This is a genomic window from Lysinibacillus sp. PWR01 (assembly GCF_043359455.1).
GTDB classification, from domain to species: domain Bacteria; phylum Bacillota; class Bacilli; order Bacillales_A; family Planococcaceae; genus Lysinibacillus; species Lysinibacillus fusiformis_F.
On the sequence record NZ_JBHERJ010000047.1, the window covers coordinates 286,873 to 303,036 of the forward strand.

Genomic DNA, 16,164 nt, shown 5'->3' on the forward strand with positions numbered 1-16,164 from the left:
ATTGGTAGAACATGCTACTATAGGAATGAAGAGGTAGAAAGTTAGTAGGGAGGCTATTTGATGAAATCAATCAATTTGCAAGATACGTTCTTGAACCAACTACGTAAAAACAGTGTTTTTGTAACTGTATTTCTATTAAACGGATTTCAGTTAAAAGGGACTGTGAAATCATATGATAATTTTACAGTATTACTACTTGATGCTGAAAATAAGCAGCACCTAATCTATAAGCATGCCATTTCTACATTCGTACCAGCAAAACAAATAGAGTTTTTAGAGACAGAAGTATAATAAGTTTGTTAAACAGTTAGTGTTCTCACACTGGCTGTTTTTTTTGCTACAAGCTATAATGATAGTGGAATTTGATATTTTGGAGGACAAAGTTTATGAAAACAATGGAAACAACACAATTATTAGATCTGTTAGATGCAAATGAGGACCTATATATTATCGATGTACGTGAAGAGGATGAAGTAGCCCATGGCATGATCCCAGGTGCTCAACATATTGCACTCGGAACTATCCCTGAACGTTTAGAGGAATTAGATGTAGAAAAGCCATATATTATTGTATGTAAGGCTGGAGCTCGTTCTGCCAATGCGTGTGCTTACTTAGAGGCACAAGGATTTGATGTAACAAACCTTGAAGGCGGCATGCTGGCTTATGATGGAGAATTAGAATTTAAATAAACCATGAAAAAAGAAAGAGCATATACTCTTTCTTTTTTTATGTTGTTGAAAAAAATCGTGTCACTAGCAGAAAAAGACCTTTTGGCAAGGTAGGGGTTGATTTCCGCTCTGCCAGCGTCCTTTCCAGGGGGCGTCCGATGAGCCTTCCCTCACTAGCGTTCGCCCACAGGAAAGCAAGTAGCCTGCAACGGAAACCATTTTCACCTTTCACAAAAAAAGCTATTGCTGGTTTTGTTTTTCTTATGCTTGTTTTTTCAGGGAGTCCATGATGAAATTAAAATTCTCTTCAAAATTTTTGTAGAGATGAACATTTTTTTGTCCCTGTACCTTTGAAGCATAGCTAGCAAAGTTTAGACCAGCGCCATAAATTTGTAGTGCTCCATTCGCCAAATCACCCTTTTGGAGAAGCTCAATGCCGTCTTTCAAGAAATTTTGACTCTCCTCGAAATGACACTCCGTAATGTATTTATCACCACTATGAAATAACTTTAAGTTTTCTAGTATTTTATTTGCTGTCTCTTCACTAATAGAAGCGTCGACATTTATTAGCAGCTGATTGATCGGTTTTACCAACTTGGCATAGAGGCTATCATGCGTTTCACAGGTTTCAGCAATGGCGTTTCTTAATTCTTTTGCATTCATCGTATCTTCCCCTAACTTTTCATCGTTTTATTACTTGCTGAACCTTACCCTAATTTTAATATTTTAAATCCCGAATTTTCAGAAATATGTTATGATTATAGTGAATGAAGGAGGGATTTTGTATGTTTCGATCCATAGCACCCCCAACAATGTCTTTGCAGTAGAATCTACTGTTTAGGCATTCGATAATAGCTTGCTCATTTCGATAGATTCTACTGTATAGGCTAAAACGATATACGTAGAAAGTAGGAATTTGTAATGAGCGGAAAATTAGCATTTGTATTGTCCATGATTATTTTTGGCGCTGTCGGTGTTTTTGCGAAGTTTATTCCTTTATCCTCAAGTGAAATTGCCTTTTGGATGAGTATCATTGGCTCTTGTTTTTTGTTGGCCATATTTGTTTATAAAAAGGAAAGCTTTTCGAGGATCACGATTGTCCAAAATAAATGGCCGTTAATGTTTTCAAGTTTAGCATTATGCGGTAATTGGATATTTTTATTTCAGGCTTATAAGGAAACGACCATTGCTAATGCAGCACTAAGTTATTATTTTGCGCCAGTACTAGTCATCTGTTTATCTCCTATTATTTTAAAAGAGAAGTTAGTAGGGAGAAAAATAGTGTATGTTGGTGTAGCATTAATAGGTCTATTTTTGATTGTCCAAAGTCAAAGCATAGACAACAGTGGTCACTTTATTGGTATTGTCTATGGTTTGATCGCAGCATGCTTTTACACGGTACTAACCTTTACAAATAAACGTATTCGTGGTTTAAAAGAGCCCGAAAATACAATTATCCAACTCTCTTTAGCTGCATTTTTCCTCTGTCTCTATATTGTAGGGACTACGGGTTTCCAAGTGATGCAAATTAGTTTTGGGTTCGTTCTAGTATTAATTGTACTTGGTATTGTGCATGCAGGTGTGGGGTTCTTTTTGTTCTTTTTAGGTATGTCTCAGCTAAAAGGTCAAAGTATAGCCATTCTTAGCTATATTGATCCACTGACATCATTAGTAATCTCAACAATGATTATTGGTGAACAAATGACAGTCCTACAAATAATAGGGGCTGTTCTTCTATTAGGCTCAACATTACTAAGTGAATTGGAAAAGACATAAGCCACTTTATAGTTTATTGTTTAGTTTTACAAGTTTACTTTTCACATATTGACAGGAAAAGTGAGCTGTCGTAGATTTAAAGTAGTTAAATAAAAGCAATAGGTGCCCAATAGGGAGAATAGGGAATAAAGTGAAAAGCTTTAGCGGACCCGCCACTGTATAAGGGAGTTTCATAGTGAATGCCACTAGCAAATTGCTGGGAAGGTGCTATGAGATGTTGAACTTGAGCCAGGAGACCTGCCTACATGCTTTAGAAGATATAGATGATGGAAAAGTCTGTAGTTTATTTGTCATGACAATAAACTACAGACTTTTTCTTTTTGTCTTAAAAAGAGAGGAGCAATTATCATGCAATTACTACAAGACACGATACAAAACATCCAAGGTGCTGACCTGAAGGTGATGGAGCAAGCTAGACAGCGTATAGATGCCCTATGTAAGCCCCCTGGCAGTTTAGGAAAACTAGAGTCCATTGCCGTGCAGCTTTCTGGCATAACTGGACAATTATTTCCGGTGATTGATAAAAAAGTCATCATTGTTTGTGCAGCAGACCACGGTGTTTGTGAGGAGGGTGTAACCACGAATCCACAAGATGTGACGGTCTTTCAAACATTAAATTTTCCTAAGGGAGGTACAGGTGTTTGTGCGATTGCGGGCATTACCAATGCAAAGGTAGTAACAGTAGATGTTGGGGTAAAAGAAGATATTCCACTTGATGCAGGTGTCCTCATTCATAAAATTAAATATGGTACAGATAACATGGCACAAGGTCCAGCTATGTCTAGAGAAGAGGCTATTCAATCCATTGAAGTAGGAATTCGTGTGGCAACAGAGGAAATCAGAAAAGGTGCCAATGTACTTGGAACTGGGGAAATGGGCATCGGCAATACAACACCGAGTGCTGCGATATTAGCTGTTCTAACTGACTGTGACCCAATTGAAGTAACAGGATTTGGAGCAGGAGTTGGTCAAGGTGGAATTGCCCATAAAGCGGCGATTATTGAAAAAGCAATTAGCTTAAATACGCCTAATCCTAAAGATGTCATCGATGTTCTAGCTAAGGTTGGCGGGTTAGAGATAGGGGCGATGATAGGCATTATACTTGGCGCTGCAGTCCATCGTAAACCTGTTGTCATTGATGGATTTATTTCAACTATTGCCGCGCTCATTGCTTATAAGCTCGAACCAAAAGTAAAAGATTATATTATTCCTTCCCATGTCTCAGAGGAACCAGGGGCTAAAATTGCCGCTGCATTATTTGGCATTGAACCAATGTTGTACATGAATATGCGTTTAGGTGAAGGCTCTGGTGCAGCCCTAGCCTTTCCCATTTTAGATGCAGCCTGCTCGATGATGAAAAATATGGTGACTTTAGAAGAATCAATGCAGTTGTTAAAAAGATAAAAACAATAAAACAGCCAATGACTTAATTTTTGGTCATTGGCTGAATGGTATTTATGCACGATTTAATTTTCGTAATGGCAAGCGCCACTTCATCATATAGGAAAGAATACGTAACGCTGTAATTACTGCGAATAAAATATAAAGGAAAATGTCCCCTGTAAAAACCTCAAATCCGATTATCAGCCCTGCGAGAGCTGCCCAAACACCATAGACTTCATCACGGAGAACTAGTGGTTTTCGTCTAGCTAATAAATCTCGTACAATACCACCACCTGAACCTGTCAAAACTGCAGCTACAATGACCGCGCTAATTGGCATATCAAGCTTCACAGCATAGAGTGCCCCTTGAATAGCGAATGCTGATAAGCCAATAGCATCTGTGAAGTTACCCCAACGATGCCAATGCTGAATCAGATGATGTGGAAAAATAAAGAATATCGTAATTGCAGCCAGTGCAATTTGAAACATCATATCCTGCCCCCATAGTGTTGTGACAGGTAGTCCGATGAGTAAATTTCGAATTGCTCCACCACCAAAGGCCGTAACAATACCAAGTATATATACACCGAATAAATCGTATTCTTCTTCCATGGCAATGATTGCCCCAGAAATAGCAAAGGCAATTGTTCCTATAATACTAAAAACCTCCCAAGCCATCCCTTTCACCCCTTCTATCAATAAATAAACTTTTTTATAAGTTAAAAGACTTTTTTACGTAACAGAATCTATGAATTTAATAGCCAAAATCAGTCATTAAATACGCTTCTTGAAATAAGTCCGCACATTAGCTTAGCGTAAAATTCCTTTAGAAACAATAGGCAAGTTTTACAGGTGCACATACAAATTGATAAAATGTGATTAAAATAAAGAAAAACATTCGTCAAAAGCATTTATATACCAGTGTTTGGTTAGGGAATTCTAGAGTGATTGATGTCAATTTAGATAGTCAATAAATCTTACTGAATGAAATGCGGGACAATTGTGAAATGGAGAAGAAAGAATGACGTTTACATCAAATTTATCTACACAAACGATATCCTTAGCGACAAAAATAGAGGAGCAAGTGCGGCCTTATCATGCCAAGGTAGAAGAAATGGCATTTTATAACCAGCAGAAGGTGCTAGCAGCATTTCGCAAGCATCAAGTGAGTGACTACCACTTACATCCATCTAACGGCTATGGCTATGATGATGAGGGAAGGGATAACCTAGAACGTGTTTATGCGGAAGTATTTGGAGCAGAGGCTGCCATTGTTCGCCCCCAAATTATTTCAGGGACACATGCAATCACGCTTAGTCTATTCGGTGTTTTGCGTCCTGGTGATGAGCTGCTTTATATTTCTGGTCAGCCATATGATACATTGCAATCCATTGTTGATGGTGGTGATAAAGATACAGGCTCACTGAAAGATTATAAAATCGGTTATCGACATGTGGATTTACTAGATAACCAGGCCATTGATTGGGCAGGTGTAGAAGCGGCCATTACAACACAAACAAAAATGATTGCCATTCAACGTTCAAAAGGCTATGCAACACGTCCATCCTTTACGATTGATGAAATTGCTGATATGTGTGCAAAGGTACGTAAATTAGCCCCGGAAGCTGTTATTTTTGTAGATAACTGCTATGGTGAGTTCGTAGAGGCGCAGGAACCTACAGAAGTTGGTGCTGACTTAATGGCTGGCTCGCTCATTAAAAATCCTGGTGGAGGATTGGCGAAAATCGGAGGCTATATTGCTGGCCGAGCAGATTTAGTGGAGAAATGTGCCTACCGCATGACATCTCCAGGTATAGGTGCAGAAGCGGGAGCCACATTAAATACACTAGGTGATTTTTATCAAGGATTTTTCCTAGCGCCACATGTTGTATCGCAAGCATTAAAAGGTGCGATCTTTACAGCTGGAATGCTGGAGGAAATCGGTATGAACACTTCTCCAAGCTATCATGCGAAACGTACAGATTTAATTCAATCTGTGTCTTTCCAAACAGCGCAGCAAATGATTGCCTTTTGTCGTGAAATACAAGCGAATTCACCAATCAATGCCCATTATGCTCCGGAACCAGCATATATGCCAGGCTATGAAGATGATGTCATCATGGCGGCTGGAACGTTTATTCAAGGTTCCAGCATTGAGCTGACAGCAGATGGCCCAATACGACCGCCATTTACTGCTTTTATCCAAGGTGGACTAACATATGAACACGTTAAATTTGCAATTTGTAGTGCGGTTCAAGCCATTCAAAAATCATAACAAGACAATAGATTAAGCCTAAATATGAATAGTTTTTTACAATTTTCTATGAGATTGAAAAAAATAGTACCAACCATGTTAGATAACCTTACATGGTTGGTTGACAGTGAAAAAATTTCGTTATATGATAAGCGGGTATTGGAGGAGGACTTAAATGAGTCGTGAAATTAGACGAACTATGCCGTTATTATCGATGAGTATTGTGATGCAATTAACAGAGCTTTCGGCAAGACAAATTCGTTATTATGAAGAACACCATTTAATTGAGCCGCACCGAACAGAAGGCAATCGACGTATGTTTTCACTAAATGATGTCGATACATTGCTTGAGGTTAAAGACTACTTAGAACAGGGTATGAATATGGCGAAGATTAAAAAAATATTTGCTAAAAAGAAAAATCCTGTTGCTACAACTGATGAACAAGATTTAAGTGATTCAGAATTACGCCAAATTATGCGCGAAGAAATGCGTCAAGCACAGCGCATGCAAAAATCATCCATCCGACGAGGGGATTTATCTCGATTCTATTAATAAATAGGGTAGGGTAAACATAAAAGCTAGACAAATTATAGGAGTGTGGAAAACTGTGGGTAAATACACAAAAGAGGACATTAAACGTCTCATCGAAGAAAAAAACGTAAGCTTTATTCGTTTACAATTTACAGATATTCTTGGCACAATCAAAAACGTTGAGATTCCTGTAAGTCAATTAGACAAAGCATTAGAAAATAAAATGATGTTTGATGGCTCATCTATTGAAGGTTTCGTTCGAATCGAAGAATCTGATATGTATTTATATCCTGATCTTGATACTTTCGTAGTATTCCCTTGGACTTCTGAAAAAGGGAAAGTGGCACGTCTCATCTGTGACGTATACACTGCGAAAGGCGAACCGTTTGCTGGTGACCCACGTAACAACCTAAAACGTATTCTTAAAAAAATGGAAGAAATGGGCTTCTCAAGCTTCAATTTAGGGCCTGAGCCAGAATTCTTCTTATTCAAATTAGATGCAAAAGGAGAGCCAACGTTAGAAGTAAATGACCATGGTGGCTACTTCGACTTAGCTCCAACAGATCTTGGCGAAAACTGCCGTCGTGATATCGTATTAGAGCTAGAAGAAATGGGCTTTGAAATTGAAGCATCACACCATGAGGTAGCTCCAGGACAACACGAAATCGACTTTAAATATGCTGATGCTGTTACTGCGTGTGATAACATCCAAACATTCAAATTAGTAGTTAAAACAATTGCTCGTAAACATGGCCTACACGCTACATTTATGCCAAAACCACTATTTGGTGAAGCAGGCTCTGGTATGCACTTTAACGTGTCACTATTTAAAGGCAAGGAAAATGCGTTCTATGATGAATCTACAGAATTAGGTCTTTCTGAAACAGCTATGCAATTCATGGCGGGTGTTCTTGCACACGTACAAGGTTTCACAGCTGTAACAAATCCAACAGTTAACTCTTATAAACGTCTAGTACCAGGTTATGAAGCACCTTGTTATGTAGCTTGGTCTGCACAAAACCGTTCACCATTAATTCGTATTCCATCAGCACGTGGTCTTTCAACTCGTGTAGAAGTACGTTCTGTGGACCCTTCAGCAAACCCATATTTAGCAATGGCTGTTATTTTAGAGGCAGGTCTTGAAGGTATTCGTCAAAACTTAACGCCACCAGCAGCTATTAACCGCAATATCTATGTGATGTCTGAAGAAGAGCGTCAAGCAAATGGTATTGAAAACTTACCAGCAGCACTTGATGATGCACTAACATTACTTGCTAAAGATAAAGTAGCGCAAGCAGCTTTAGGTGAGCATATTTATGCAAACTTTAAAGAAGCAAAAGAAATTGAGTTCGATATGTACCGTACAACCGTTCATCAATGGGAACGCGATCAATATTTAAAAATGTATTAATCATAAAGATACCGAGTGCCTCATAAAGGTTACTCGGTTTTTTTGTCTAAACTTATTAGGAACGATGGGGTCGTGTGATAACCCCATCGTTATTTTATGATTAGCGCATATGTTTATGATGGTGTGGCATATGGCAAGGGTTAGGTGGCATACCGCACATTGTATGTGTTTCACAGCATTCGTTAACAACAGACTCTGTGCATGGGAAATAGTACTGATGATCAATCATATGTTTGTTCACCGTTGTAACGTGTGCTGGTTGAACATGGGGAACAACCGTATGGATATAATTTGTGCGAACATATTGCTCTGGTGGTAAAAACTGCGGTGGATCATATTGCATTGGCATCATTTGTGGCGGACAGCAGTGTGGACCTTTTGCCGGATGGCGTCTTCGTTGAAACATGTTATTACCTCCTGTTTTGATAAGTTGTAGTTCATTATTAAGATATGAGATATACGTCGATAGGGTCTATTTATTTGCCTATTAATGCATAGGTAAATCTAACAAGTAACTAAAATGCTAGAAAATCTTTAATCAACTTGCCTACGCCAGTGAGTGAAATGAAAGCATTCCATGTTGTTGAAAAAAGATGATGTCAACGACAAAAAAAGCAAATTTGCAAGGCGAGGGGTGATTTCCGTTCCGCTAGTGTCCTTTTCGTGGGCAATGATCTGCCTCCCCTCAACCATGCTGCAAATCATACTTACAGTAGTGAACAAAATAGCCCATTATTTCTACTTTTTAGAGAAAGGGAAGGCGCATATTTTCAATGTGAAGAAGTAATGAGTCATAACAATCATCCATTTGCTTGTTTTCCGACACGATGAATAGGTTGAATAATAAACGTTCTTCCTAGCGTCATTCGCTCATTGTCTAGAGCAATCGAATTGGTTCAATGTCATGAATTTTTAATTTAAAATAAATTTTTATTAAAAAAGTATGTTTTTTGAAAAAATACATATTGTCAATAAAACAAACGTACAGTATACTCTTTAATTGATAATGATTATCGTTGTCGACCATTTCTTAGGAGGAAATATATGCCAAAATTATCACTACAAAAAAAGAATTTTTTTGTACTTTTCACACTGCTATTAACCTTCGCGTTATTACTAGTGGGTTGTGGGGAGAAATCATCGAACTCCAGTAGTTCACAAGAAAATGACAAAGCAGAAGAAAGTAACACAGAATCAGAAGCTACTAGTCGCGAGATTACACATGCTATGGGTACTACAACGATTGAAGGAACACCTACAAAAATCGTTACACTATATCAAGGTGCTACAGATGTTGCAGTAGCAATGGGCATTAAGCCAGTTGGGGTAGTAGAATCTTGGGCTGAAGCGCCTGTTTATAATTATATGAAAAATGATCTTGATGGCGTTGCAATTGTGGGACAAGAAACACAACCAAACCTTGAAGAAATTGCAAAGCTAAAACCAGATTTAATTATTGCTTCTAAAGTACGTCATGAAGAAATCTATGATCAGTTATCACAGATTGCTCCAACCGTTGCTCATGAAACAGTTTTCGATTTCAAAGGAACAGCTGAAATGATGGGTCAAGCAATGAATCAAGAAGATAAGGTGAAAGAATTACTAGGCAATTGGGATACGCGAGTTGCTGATTTCCAAACAAAAATCAAAGAGAAACTTGGAGACAAATGGCCATTCCATGTTTCTGTTGTCAACTTCAGAGCAGACCATGCTCGTATTTATGTGACAGGGTATGCGGGTTCTATTTTATCTGAGCTTGGATTCCAAGGTCCTAAAAATTTAACAGATGATTCTTTAGAAATTGTGAAGCTAACTGATAAGGAAAGCATTACACAAATGAATGCGGATGTTATTTATATGTTTATGGAAAATGATGAAACAGTGAAAAAAACTTATGAAGATTGGACAAACCATCCACTATGGAAAGAGCTTGACGCAGTGAAAGCAAATCAAGTTTACCAAGTAGATGAAATCAATTGGAATCTAGCAGGTGGCATTATTAGTGCTAATTTAATGCTAGATGATATTTATGACAAGTTTGAATTAGAAAAATAGTGAATGAGGGATGGGCTGTTAAAAGTGTTAGAGAATACTTGAATAACAGCCCTCTCATTGTAGTGTTTGAGCATAATTGAAACCTACAGCTATATGCATAAGATAAATTGTGGATCAAGAAAGTTGGCATAAAATGAGAATTATTCTTTCTAGTACCCCGATGAAACAAATAGGCTTATTCATCAGTTGTTTGATCCTTTTGCTGGCATTTATAATCAGCATAGCTATTGGTCAAACGCCCATACCTTTCTCGTCAATCTATGATGCTTTTTTTCATTTTGATGCTGCTAATAAGGAGCATGTCATTATTCGAACATCTAGATTTACAAGAGCTGTGATCGCTACAGTAGTTGGCGCAAGCCTTGCCATTGCGGGGGCATTAATGCGAGCATTAACAAGAAATCCTTTAGCAGCTCCTGATATTTTAGGTATTAATGCAGGAGCCATATTTTTTATTGTCAGTGCCATTACTCTTTTTTCCATTCAATCTTTAATGAGCTATATGTGGATTGCTTTTTTAGGAGCAGGTGCCGCGGGAGCTATGGTATTTTTCCTAGGTTCATTAGGAAGAGAAGGTTTAACACCGATTAAAATAGTATTAGCTGGTGCAGCGATTACAGCTCTATTTGTCTCGTTTACGCAGGGACTTTTAGTCATTGATGAACAAGGTTTACAAAGTGTCCTGTTTTGGTTAGCAGGTTCTGTATCGGGTCGTAGCATTGAAATGCTCATACCTGTCCTACCGTTTATTTTAGTGGTTACTGTTGTGGCAATATTTATGGGGCGTTCGATAAATATTTTACAATCAGGTGATGATATTGCCAAAGGATTAGGACAACGAACAATGATGACGAAAATCACATTAGGCATCATTATTATTATACTTGCAGGCAGCTCAGTAGCGGTTGCAGGTTCAATAGGCTTTATTGGCTTGATTGTCCCTCATATGGCGATCCATCTTGTTGGGACGGATTATCGCTGGATTATTCCGTATAGTGCGGTGTTGGGAGCGATATTGCTACTGTTGGCTGATATAGCGGCGAGGTATGTGATTATGCCATTAGAAATGCCAATAGGTGTCATGACAGCCTTAATCGGAGCTCCTTTCTTCATCTATATTGCACGAAAGGGGTTAGCAAAAAATGCCTAATTATGTAACAGTTCGAACGAAATCTAATCGTATCTCTTTTCAAATTGCTAAAAGAACAGGTTGGATACTACTACTATTAAGCTTATTATTAGTCATCATAACGATTCTGGGTTTATCTGCGGGTAGCGAGTTTATCCATCCTTTTACAGTGGTGAAAGAATTATTGGGCTATGGCAATGGAGATTATGATTTTGTTTTACATACATTAAGGCTTCCACGCGTATTGATGGCATTATTAGTTGGTGCTGCGCTAGGAGTTGCCGGTTTAATTTTACAAGGAATTATCCGTAACCCACTTGCTGCTCCAGATATTATCGGTGTAACGAGTGGTGCATCCATGGGGGCAATTATCTTTATCGTGTACTTTATGGGGTCAGTCAGCATTCAATTTTTACCGTTAGCTGCGATTTTAGGTGCAGGCATTGTCTCCTTTATCATTTATCTACTGTCATGGAGAAAAGGCGTCACACCTATACGTATGGTGCTTATTGGTATTGGGATTTCAGCCTTAGCAAAGGCCGTTGTGACGATGTTGCTTGTGATCAGTAATGTAGCCGCAACAACGAAGGCCTATTTATGGCTGACAGGTAGTTTGTATGGGGCGAATATGCAGGATGTCTATTTGCTATTACCATGGCTAGTTATTTTATTACCACTAACATTTATTTTAGCAAGAACGGTGAATGTGAAGGAATTAGGCGATGAAATAGCGATAGGGCTAGGTGTAAAAGTGCAAGTGTATCGTTTGCTTTTTCTACTCATTAGTGTGATGCTAGCTGGCTCTGCTGTCGCTTTTGCTGGTGGCATTGCCTTTGTTGGATTAGTGGCCCCTCATATGAGCAGAATGCTTGTAGGGCGTTCCTTTGCAGGGTTAATTCCTGTGACAGCTATTATAGGTGGAATCATTGTCATTGTAGCTGATATTGTGGCACGAACAGCCTTTTTACCAAAGGATTTACCAACAGGTGTCTTTACTGCTGCAATTGGCGCACCATTCTTTATTTATTTATTATTTAGAACGCGCAATCAATAAAGCTTCATGATAAAAAAGTTAAAAGCGTGAGAAGAAGGTGACAGGATTTTGAAAAATGTTTTAGAGGCACAAAATTTACATGTAAGCTATGGTGAAAATCTTATATTGGAAGATTTGAATCTTCAAATACCAAAAGGGAAAATTACGGTACTAGTAGGGGCCAACGGTTGTGGGAAATCTACGCTACTACGAACGTTTGCACGGCTACAAAAAGCGAAGTCGGGTGAAATTTTCTTAGATGATAATAAACTCGATGCCATTTCAACGAAAGAGGTGGCGAAACGTTTAGCTATTCTACCGCAGGGTCCTGTTGCGCCAGAAGGATTAACTGTTCAGCAATTGATTAAACAAGGTCGTTATCCGCATCAGAGCTGGTTAAAGCAATGGTCTACAGAGGATGAAAAAATTGTGAACAATGCACTTGAGGTAACGCAGATGACTGAATTTGCGGATCGACCAGTAGATGCATTATCAGGTGGTCAGCGGCAACGTGTATGGATTGCCATGACATTGGCTCAAAAAACAGATCTTATTTTACTAGATGAACCTACAACTTATTTAGATATGGCTCACCAAGTAGAAATTTTAGATTTACTATTTGATTTAAATGAAAATGAAGGCCGTACAGTCGTTATGGTATTGCACGATTTAAACTTAGCCTGTCGCTATGCCCATCATATTGTGGCGGTGCGTAATAAACAGGTCTATGCGCAAGGCAAGCCAGAGGAAGTAGTGACAGCTGAGATGGTACAAGAAGTTTTTCGTATGGATTGTACCATTATTGAAGATCCAATATTTGGTACACCATTATGTGTTCCACATGGCAAGGGACGAACAGTTCAAACCAAGGAACTAGAGGAGGTAGGCATCAGTTGAGCTTAACACTGTCAGCTGAAGAATCATCCGTGCTACTACGAGATTATCGATTGGCGATAGAGCCAGCAGTAGACGCTACTTATTCTATATGTGCCCAAAGTCTATTGGATACTGAACAAGCGCTAGATTATTTACAAAAAATTGCCCACTTCTTCCATTCGCCATCTACACTAGTTACGGCATCGTTATTTGCGAAGCGCTATAGCGTCTTAACGATGGCTTCAGCATTCTATGCTATGTCCAGATACGATAAAGGACTACAGTGTGGAATCGAAAATACATGGGTAGAAGCCGAATATGCGAAGCCATGGCTTCCAAATATTCGGCTAATCGATAGCACAGTGTCAATACCTACTGAAGACCGTGAAAAATGGCGTGATGAGGTTCTTAGAGAAATCTTTGCGAATAATTTAGCGAAGGTGTGGCAGTCATTAACGAAAATAAGTAAAATCCCAAAATCAATCTTATGGGAAAACACAGCTATTTATGTGAATTGGCTCTATGAAACGAAAATAAGGGAAGGGGCCAGCGAGCAAGAAAAGGTTCGTATACAAGAGGATTATCACTATATTGTAAACCTAGCACCAGGCACCCTTTTTGGTGAAAGAAAAAATCCTTTGACGAACTATTGTGGGCCTAAAGTGACCATCAAAGAATCGGAGCAACCTGTACGCTTGAGAAAAACATGTTGTTTCTATTATCACACCTCTGATGAAGCAAATGATTATTGTATCTCCTGTCCAAAAATAAAAAGACAATCATAACCTCAACAAAATATTCTACCACCAAGAGTGAATAAACACTGATGAAATCATATAAGTGTTTATTCACTTTTTCTATCTTTGTAAAATCTAGCATGCCAATAAAACTTCTTTAGCAGAATGCTTTCTAAATGTGAACGTTAATCTATAACACATTGTCTTGACTATCAATACCTGCCAATAAATAAGGGATTGCAGATTTGATAAATTCTTCGGGCTGTCTCTCCTGATGATTATTTTTCCATTCTATAGAAGCACCATAGATTCCCCAGCTTAATATAACCGCAGTCATTTTTAGTGCTTTGTTCTCAGTCGTTGCATGTTGTTTCAATAACATCTTGTAAAAAATAATTTCTAGCTGTTCTCTAATAATACGAGCAATCGTCTCTTCATAGCCTCTATGACACCGATTGGATAATGACTTTTGAAAATTAGTTATTGCTTTAAAGATAATAACGAAAGCTTCTTCATTAAGTTCATTATGTTGAAGGAAATCATCATTCAAATTAACTAACAAAACTTCTGATAATACCTTCTCTAACAAATCATATATATCTTCGAAATGATAATAAAAAGTCGCACGATTAATCATGGCCTCTGTCGTAATATCCTTAACCGTAATATCCTTGAATTCTTTTTTACTAGAAAGTTCAATGAAAGAATCCATAATTAATTTACGCGTACGTATAACGCGAAGGTCTGTCTTAGGTGAGGTCATTTTATTGTCACTCCTTTTTTAAACAATTTCTTAAATGTGTTGTATAAACAACGCATCAAATAGATTATTGGTTTCTTGATGATTTTATTATGAATAAAATACAAGTGTAAGGCAAATGAGAGAGTAATCTTTCTATGCTTAATTCAAGTAAGAAAAGAGGAAAATAAAATGAAGAACAATCCTATGATTTGTGATTTAGAGACAGGTGTATGTGGAGTAGCTGGAGAGGAGGAATTCGGAATGATTGATTTTAATCAACCAAAGAAATCCGTTGAAGTATATTATGTAACTGATCCGATTTGCTCTCATTGTTGGGCGCTTGAGCCTGTTCTTCGCCGTTTTATCGAGCAGTACGGCCACTATTTTAACTTTCATACGATAATGGGAGGATTACTAGAAAAATGGGGTGATGGTCCAGTTGATCCTGCAAATGGAATATCAGGACCTGCCGATGTTGTGGGACACTGGAGAGAAGTTGGTGCATATTACCGCATGCCAATTGATGGAACAGTCATGATTGACAATCCAGTTCAATCATCCTACCCACCATCTCGGGTATTTAAAGTGATTCAAAAAAATCATCATGATGCTATAGCCTATGAATATTTGCGCAGAGCAAGAGAAGCACTATTCATATTCAATCAAAATATTGCAGATAAATCCGTTATGATTGATATTGTAAATAAACTTGGTCTTGATGGAGAGGCCATTGTAAATGAGTCACAACAAACAATCGGACAGCAGTTATTAAATGAAGATTTTGACCGTGCAAGAAACCTAGGTGTTAGAGGGTTTCCAACTATTATTATGATGAATGAGGACAATAAAGGCTTAAAAATTGTTGGTGGGCGTCCATTTGTAAACTATGTGGATGGACTAAAACAGGTTCTTAATATCGAGGAACTGCAACCAAGACAACAGCCATCTCTTTTAAGCTTGCTCGAAAAAGAAAAACTTCTATTTTCGAAAGAAATTGAAGTCATGTATGATCTGGAAAAGTCAGAGGTTACGTCTTATGTGAAAAAAGAGCTTTCATCAGATCAATATGAAATGAAGGAAATGCTTGGTGAATGTTATATTACGACTAAATAATAAGGAGAATGGCAATGACATACGTATTACAGGTGGATTTTAAAATGGATGGACCATTTGGAGAAGACATGGCAGAAGCATTTTCGGATCTAGCAAGAAGTATTAATGAAGAGAAAGGACTTTTGTGGAAAATTTGGACGGAGAGCCCTGAAACAAACGAAGCAGGCGGAATCTACATGTTCGAAACAAAACACGCTGCTGAACAATATATAGAAATGCATTCAAAAAGATTAGCTGAATTTGGAATCACAAATCTCAACGCAAAGATTTTTGCTATCAATTCAAAACTGACTAAAATCACGAAAGGTCCAGTAAAACATTAAAAAATCGTTGATGCAATAATAGAATTGCTATCTAAATCAAGGAGTCTAATTTCTTATAAAGAAGTTAGGCTTTTATATATTATGGATGGTCAGTAAATGTAAAAACAATGGATGTATAAATATTCAGAATAT

General features: G+C 38.0%; 18 protein-coding genes and 1 riboswitch. Of the genes, 14 read left to right on the forward strand and 4 right to left on the reverse strand.

All coding sequences use genetic code 11. The features are described from left to right. Positions 1-60 precede the first annotated feature (60 nt). Positions 61-291: an RNA chaperone Hfq gene (gene hfq / locus ACEVFT_RS08775; RefSeq protein ID WP_004225825.1), complete on the forward strand. Its 231-nt coding sequence runs from the start codon at positions 61-63 to the stop codon at positions 289-291. A gap of 95 nt (positions 292-386) precedes the next feature. Continuing rightward, complete coding sequence (locus ACEVFT_RS08780; protein ID WP_009371183.1) at positions 387-689, forward strand: rhodanese-like domain-containing protein; 303 nt, start codon at positions 387-389, stop codon at positions 687-689. Between the two features lie 240 nt (positions 690-929). Here the strand turns inward: ACEVFT_RS08780 and ACEVFT_RS08785 are convergent, their stop codons facing one another. Beyond that, positions 930-1,331, reverse strand: a complete 402-nt coding sequence (locus ACEVFT_RS08785) for a hypothetical protein (protein WP_393949260.1) — start codon at positions 1,329-1,331, stop codon at positions 930-932. 258 nt (positions 1,332-1,589) lie between these two features. Between ACEVFT_RS08785 and ACEVFT_RS08790 the strand changes: the two genes are divergently transcribed. Continuing rightward, positions 1,590-2,444, forward strand: a complete 855-nt coding sequence (locus ACEVFT_RS08790; protein ID WP_393949261.1) for a DMT family transporter — start codon at positions 1,590-1,592, stop codon at positions 2,442-2,444. An 83-nt stretch (positions 2,445-2,527) separates the two neighbouring features. Beyond that, a riboswitch (cobalamin riboswitch) is annotated at positions 2,528-2,703 on the forward strand. Positions 2,704-2,792: 89 nt separating this feature from the next. Beyond that, complete coding sequence (gene cobT / locus ACEVFT_RS08795; RefSeq protein ID WP_393949262.1) at positions 2,793-3,848, forward strand: nicotinate-nucleotide--dimethylbenzimidazole phosphoribosyltransferase; 1,056 nt, start codon at positions 2,793-2,795, stop codon at positions 3,846-3,848. Positions 3,849-3,899: 51 nt separating this feature from the next. On the opposite strand, the gene ACEVFT_RS08800 is transcribed toward cobT, so the two are convergent. Beyond that, the gene (locus ACEVFT_RS08800) at positions 3,900-4,505 is read right to left on the reverse strand and encodes a trimeric intracellular cation channel family protein (RefSeq protein WP_205442065.1); all 606 of its coding nucleotides are present in this window, start codon (positions 4,503-4,505) and stop codon (positions 3,900-3,902) included. A gap of 343 nt (positions 4,506-4,848) precedes the next feature. Here ACEVFT_RS08800 and ACEVFT_RS08805 point away from each other — a divergent pair, with 343 nt between their 5' ends. The 3 genes from ACEVFT_RS08805 (at position 4,849) to glnA (ending at position 8,024) form a co-directional block, all read left to right on the forward strand. Continuing rightward, a complete protein-coding gene (locus ACEVFT_RS08805) occupies positions 4,849-6,102 on the forward strand; it encodes a methionine gamma-lyase family protein (protein WP_205442067.1) in 1,254 nt (417 codons plus the stop codon). Positions 6,103-6,256: 154 nt separating this feature from the next. Continuing rightward, positions 6,257-6,634 (forward strand): MerR family transcriptional regulator, encoded by a 378-nt coding sequence (locus ACEVFT_RS08810; protein WP_004225812.1) that lies wholly within the window; start codon positions 6,257-6,259, stop codon positions 6,632-6,634. Between the two features lie 55 nt (positions 6,635-6,689). Beyond that, positions 6,690-8,024 (forward strand): type I glutamate--ammonia ligase, encoded by a 1,335-nt coding sequence (gene glnA / locus ACEVFT_RS08815; RefSeq protein ID WP_205442068.1) that lies wholly within the window; start codon positions 6,690-6,692, stop codon positions 8,022-8,024. Positions 8,025-8,124: 100 nt separating this feature from the next. On the opposite strand, the gene ACEVFT_RS08820 is transcribed toward glnA, so the two are convergent. Next, positions 8,125-8,430: a CotD family spore coat protein gene (locus tag ACEVFT_RS08820; protein ID WP_016991980.1), complete on the reverse strand. Its 306-nt coding sequence runs from the start codon at positions 8,428-8,430 to the stop codon at positions 8,125-8,127. Positions 8,431-9,068: 638 nt separating this feature from the next. Between ACEVFT_RS08820 and ACEVFT_RS08825 the strand changes: the two genes are divergently transcribed. From ACEVFT_RS08825 to ACEVFT_RS08845, 5 genes are all read left to right on the forward strand, one after another. Then, positions 9,069-10,079: an ABC transporter substrate-binding protein gene (locus tag ACEVFT_RS08825; protein WP_342534117.1), complete on the forward strand. Its 1,011-nt coding sequence runs from the start codon at positions 9,069-9,071 to the stop codon at positions 10,077-10,079. A 133-nt stretch (positions 10,080-10,212) separates the two neighbouring features. Beyond that, positions 10,213-11,229, forward strand: a complete 1,017-nt coding sequence (locus ACEVFT_RS08830) for a FecCD family ABC transporter permease (protein WP_393949263.1) — start codon at positions 10,213-10,215, stop codon at positions 11,227-11,229. Beyond that, positions 11,222-12,262 carry a FecCD family ABC transporter permease gene (locus ACEVFT_RS08835; protein ID WP_205442071.1) on the forward strand — a complete coding sequence of 347 codons (1,041 nt, stop codon included), beginning with the start codon at positions 11,222-11,224 and terminating at the stop codon, positions 12,260-12,262. The genes ACEVFT_RS08830 and ACEVFT_RS08835 overlap by 8 nt, the downstream gene beginning before the upstream one ends. 48 nt (positions 12,263-12,310) lie before the next feature. Beyond that, positions 12,311-13,138, forward strand: coding sequence for an ABC transporter ATP-binding protein (locus ACEVFT_RS08840; protein ID WP_205442072.1), 828 nt, complete (start codon positions 12,311-12,313; stop codon positions 13,136-13,138). Beyond that, the gene (locus ACEVFT_RS08845) at positions 13,135-13,902 is read left to right on the forward strand and encodes an IucA/IucC family C-terminal-domain containing protein (RefSeq protein WP_393949266.1); all 768 of its coding nucleotides are present in this window, start codon (positions 13,135-13,137) and stop codon (positions 13,900-13,902) included. Before ACEVFT_RS08840 ends, ACEVFT_RS08845 begins: the two co-directional genes overlap by 4 nt. A gap of 142 nt (positions 13,903-14,044) precedes the next feature. Here the strand turns inward: ACEVFT_RS08845 and ACEVFT_RS08850 are convergent, their stop codons facing one another. Continuing rightward, entirely contained in the window at positions 14,045-14,617 is a 573-nt protein-coding gene (locus tag ACEVFT_RS08850) for a TetR/AcrR family transcriptional regulator (RefSeq protein ID WP_393949267.1), read from the reverse strand. A gap of 168 nt (positions 14,618-14,785) precedes the next feature. Here ACEVFT_RS08850 and ACEVFT_RS08855 point away from each other — a divergent pair, with 168 nt between their 5' ends. Then, on the forward strand, positions 14,786-15,709 hold the full coding sequence (locus ACEVFT_RS08855) for a DsbA family protein (RefSeq protein ID WP_393949269.1): 924 nt from the start codon (positions 14,786-14,788) through the stop codon (positions 15,707-15,709). 14 nt (positions 15,710-15,723) lie between these two features. After that, positions 15,724-16,032: a monooxygenase gene (locus ACEVFT_RS08860; RefSeq protein ID WP_393949271.1), complete on the forward strand. Its 309-nt coding sequence runs from the start codon at positions 15,724-15,726 to the stop codon at positions 16,030-16,032. The last annotated feature ends 132 nt before the right edge of the window (positions 16,033-16,164 follow it).

Excerpts from the sequence above, each read along its gene's own strand:
- hfq (WP_004225825.1), top strand. The coding sequence starts at position 61 with ATGAAATCAATCAATTTGCAAGATACGTTCTTGAACCAACTACGTAAA.
- ACEVFT_RS08780 (WP_009371183.1), top strand. The coding sequence starts at position 387 with ATGAAAACAATGGAAACAACACAATTATTAGATCTGTTAGATGCAAAT.
- ACEVFT_RS08785 (WP_393949260.1), bottom strand. The coding sequence starts at position 1,331 with ATGAATGCAAAAGAATTAAGAAACGCCATTGCTGAAACCTGTGAAACG.
- ACEVFT_RS08790 (WP_393949261.1), top strand. The coding sequence starts at position 1,590 with ATGAGCGGAAAATTAGCATTTGTATTGTCCATGATTATTTTTGGCGCT.
- cobT (WP_393949262.1), top strand. The coding sequence starts at position 2,793 with ATGCAATTACTACAAGACACGATACAAAACATCCAAGGTGCTGACCTG.
- ACEVFT_RS08800 (WP_205442065.1), bottom strand. The coding sequence starts at position 4,505 with ATGGCTTGGGAGGTTTTTAGTATTATAGGAACAATTGCCTTTGCTATT.
- ACEVFT_RS08805 (WP_205442067.1), top strand. The coding sequence starts at position 4,849 with ATGACGTTTACATCAAATTTATCTACACAAACGATATCCTTAGCGACA.
- ACEVFT_RS08810 (WP_004225812.1), top strand. The coding sequence starts at position 6,257 with ATGAGTCGTGAAATTAGACGAACTATGCCGTTATTATCGATGAGTATT.
- ACEVFT_RS08820 (WP_016991980.1), bottom strand. The coding sequence starts at position 8,430 with ATGTTTCAACGAAGACGCCATCCGGCAAAAGGTCCACACTGCTGTCCG.
- ACEVFT_RS08825 (WP_342534117.1), top strand. The coding sequence starts at position 9,069 with ATGCCAAAATTATCACTACAAAAAAAGAATTTTTTTGTACTTTTCACA.
- ACEVFT_RS08830 (WP_393949263.1), top strand. The coding sequence starts at position 10,213 with ATGAGAATTATTCTTTCTAGTACCCCGATGAAACAAATAGGCTTATTC.
- ACEVFT_RS08835 (WP_205442071.1), top strand. The coding sequence starts at position 11,222 with ATGCCTAATTATGTAACAGTTCGAACGAAATCTAATCGTATCTCTTTT.
- ACEVFT_RS08850 (WP_393949267.1), bottom strand. The coding sequence starts at position 14,617 with ATGACCTCACCTAAGACAGACCTTCGCGTTATACGTACGCGTAAATTA.
- ACEVFT_RS08855 (WP_393949269.1), top strand. The coding sequence starts at position 14,786 with ATGAAGAACAATCCTATGATTTGTGATTTAGAGACAGGTGTATGTGGA.
- ACEVFT_RS08860 (WP_393949271.1), top strand. The coding sequence starts at position 15,724 with ATGACATACGTATTACAGGTGGATTTTAAAATGGATGGACCATTTGGA.